Origin of the sequence: Neglectibacter sp. CSJ-5, from assembly GCF_032490475.1 — a bacterium.
In the GTDB taxonomy this organism is placed as follows: Bacteria; Bacillota; Clostridia; order Oscillospirales; family Acutalibacteraceae; genus Hominenteromicrobium; species Hominenteromicrobium mulieris.
This window is the reverse complement of sequence record NZ_JAVYJC010000021.1, coordinates 1-2,894: the sequence shown is the minus strand read 5'-3', so window position 1 is coordinate 2,894 and position 2,894 is coordinate 1. Positions and strand designations below refer to the sequence as shown.

The window sequence follows — 2,894 nt, the reverse complement described above, 5'->3', positions numbered from 1 at the left end:
CTATCATCTGTTCTCGTACTTCCTTGTATTCCTCGACCGACAAGCTCCCTCTGGCTTTTCGCTCGGCTTCGACCTCAAGCCCCATATTTCGACAGATTTCGCCAAAAACCGACCTTTCATTCTCTTTCCAGAGCTTCGTGGCATTGTTCTTTCGGCTCTCTTTCTCTGGTTGGTAGCCCATTTGCTTCATTGCTTTGTCCAGGGAGTTCCTGGTCTCAAGCCCTCTTGTATATCCCTGGGCTACTGGGATATAGTCGAGGTGCAAATGGGGGCTTGCTTCGTCCATATGGATATAAGCCCCTATGAGCTTCAAATTCGGGTTTCGTTCCTCGAAGCCCTTTACATACTGCACAAGGGCTTCTTTGGCTCTCTCCCTCATCTCTGGCTTCTGGAAGTCCTCTTTACTGCCCCACTGCACCACATCCTCATAGAACAGCTTTTCGCCGTTCTTCGACTTCTTGATGTGGTCGCAGTAGTCCTCTATCTTTCGGTCAGCTCGTTTCTGCTTTGCGTTGTACTTCTCCAGAGCTTCACCGAAGATTTCTTGATAGGCTTGCTTTATATCCTTATCGACCAGAGTGATGTTCTCCGAGCTTTTGGAGACATCAATGTTGTCTGGGATAGGCTTACCTATCTTCTCATATTCTCGTCTGTTATGGAGCTGGCTACCTTTACCTTGTGGCATTGATACTCGACCCATAAGAACACCTCCCTTCAATGCTATCCATTATACAGAGTTTTGTTACTTTTGTCAAAAGTAACCCCGTATGAGTTTTGACACTGCGTATCAAAACACGGGGCTCTCCGAGGGGCAGGGGCTTCGCCCCTACAACCCCAAAAAGCGTCACAAAGCACAAAGCACCCATAGGGGGGTGTCGTAGTACCCCCCCTATGGAAACGCAAAAAAAGAGAGCTTTTCAGCTCTCTTTTTTCTCTATCACTTCGCCAGTCTCTGGGTCACACTTCGGTACTCTCGGAGCGTGACGGCGACTGCCTATGTAGCGGTCAAAGAAAAGAGTGTTGTTACTCGCTACCTCATACTCAACATTCATTTCTTCATCCTGCAAGAAGTCCATAAGTTGAGCGTACTCCACTATGTCGTACTGTCTTATGAGTGCCTGCAAGGTCTTTTTTATCTGCGTGATCTCGGAGCGTGTCAGCTCCGAGAAGTCCGCAATATTAAAGCCGTTGATGGTCTTAATCTCTCGCTCATCATACTGAGCTTTCTCTGGATTGTCCTTATGCGTGAGGTATCTGTAATACCCTCGCACCTGTTCCAGAGCTTGCGGTATCGGCTGATTAAAGCCGTCTGTCAGAGCCTTGACCACATTGTAGGAAGTCGGTCCACTATATGTCAGTATGACATGATAGTGTGGCTTCTTTGGTGTATTGTCTGGGTTCATGTCCTTGTCATGCAATGGGCTGATTGCACATTGCAATCCAGTTTTTTGGAGCTGTTCTCTCCAATCAGCAGGAGCTGACTCTGGGTAGAGAACAAAAGCCCAATTTCGCTTCTTGATGTTTTTTGCCATAAAAAAATCCTCCGATTTCTTCGGAGGGTACAATCTCGCTAACCTTGACAACAAGCCTATTTATGGCTATAATTATCCTACGGTGAGTATGTGAGCTTGTCCCTCATGTATTCGTGGTTAGGATTGCCGTCCGAGCCACTAAAGCCATTATACGAGAATCCGCCCGCCTTGTCAATTTGACACTTGGCAGGGCGGGTTTTTTTATGCTCCGCAGGCTCCTACGCGGAGAGCGACCTCTGGAACAAATAGACGCTCTATCGGGAGTGCGTACCACGCTAAAGAGAAGTCAAGGTACGGGGTAGTATTTCCTTGCGGAAATCTCCACCCCTCGAAGCCCTTGACTTCTCTTTTTTTCGGATTATTCCGTCTCCGCCGACGGAACAAAAAACTTTCAGTTTTCCGTTCCGCCGTCTTCGCCAGTATAATCCGAAAACCGCTTCTTAAAGCTCCATCTCCCAACCTTTGGAACGCTTCGGAGCAGGTGGCTCTACGATTTTCTCTATGCCCTTGCTGATACCGACATGCTTTTCCATCTCCTCTGCCATCTCTGGGAAGCCGTCCTCTTTCGCCCACTTCGCTCCGTACTCTGCCAAGCCGTCAATCAGCTTCTCTTGAGCCTTGCTCAGATTGCTGATACCGTACTTGCCATAGGTGTAGTTACCGTTCTGGTCTTTCTCTCGGTCATACTTGAGCATACCCACCGCCTTAACCACATTCGTAAGGCTCTCATAAGCCCCTCTGAGCTTGTCTCTGAGATTATTTATCTTATCCCATAGCTCTGCCTTGATTTCGTCCATTTGAGCCGTCAGAGAGCGAATTTGACCCCTCAGAGAGGCGTTCTCTGTTTGCAGGTCTGCTATCTGTTTGTCTTTGGCTCTGCCGTCTTGCTCTGACTTCTCCAAGAGCTGATTAAGATTGAGCTGTCTTTGGTACATCTGCTGAAGCTGTTGCTGTTGCCTTGCCAGCTCATTTGCCTTGTTGTCGAGGAGCTGCTCTCGCTGATCCACTCGCTGCTCTCTCCGAGAAACAGCAGCGGAACGCTCTCGCATCTCTCCTATCTCGTCTCGGTTTGCGGTGTAGGCTTTCGCCTGTTCCTTGACCGCTTCAAGGTCTTTTTTCTTTATCGCTACTACACCAAACGGCAACTTCGTGCCGGTGGTGTCTATCTCGTCTATGCCGGTCTTGAGTTCTCGCAAAGGCTCGACCTCTGCGACAATGGCTTCTTTCTCCTGCTCAATCTCGCCTATCATCTGTTCTCGTACTTCCTTGTATTCCTCGACCGACAAGCTCCCTCTGGCTTTTCGCTCGGCTTCGACCTCAAGCCCCATATTTCGACAGATTTCGCCAAAAACCGACCTTTCA

At 48.8% G+C, this 2,894-nt stretch carries 3 protein-coding genes; all 3 read right to left on the bottom strand.

Annotated features, from left to right (window positions below; genetic code table 11):
- The coding region (locus tag R2K26_RS15395; protein ID WP_316523436.1) for a plasmid recombination protein at positions 1-700 on the bottom strand (700 nt) is incomplete at its 3' end.
- A 217-nt stretch (positions 701-917) separates the two neighbouring features.
- Complete coding sequence (locus R2K26_RS15390; protein ID WP_075051432.1) at positions 918-1,532, bottom strand: replication protein; 615 nt, start codon at positions 1,530-1,532, stop codon at positions 918-920.
- Positions 1,533-1,972: 440 nt separating this feature from the next.
- On the bottom strand, positions 1,973-2,782 hold the full coding sequence (locus R2K26_RS15385; protein WP_316523435.1) for a hypothetical protein: 810 nt from the start codon (positions 2,780-2,782) through the stop codon (positions 1,973-1,975).
- Positions 2,783-2,894 lie beyond the last annotated feature (112 nt).

What these genes read in the sequence shown, in the direction of transcription:
- R2K26_RS15385 (WP_316523435.1), bottom strand. Translation starts at nt 2,782, where the DNA reads ATGATAGGCGAGATTGAGCAGGAGAAAGAAGCCATTGTCGCAGAGGTC.
- R2K26_RS15390 (WP_075051432.1), bottom strand. Translation starts at nt 1,532, where the DNA reads ATGGCAAAAAACATCAAGAAGCGAAATTGGGCTTTTGTTCTCTACCCA.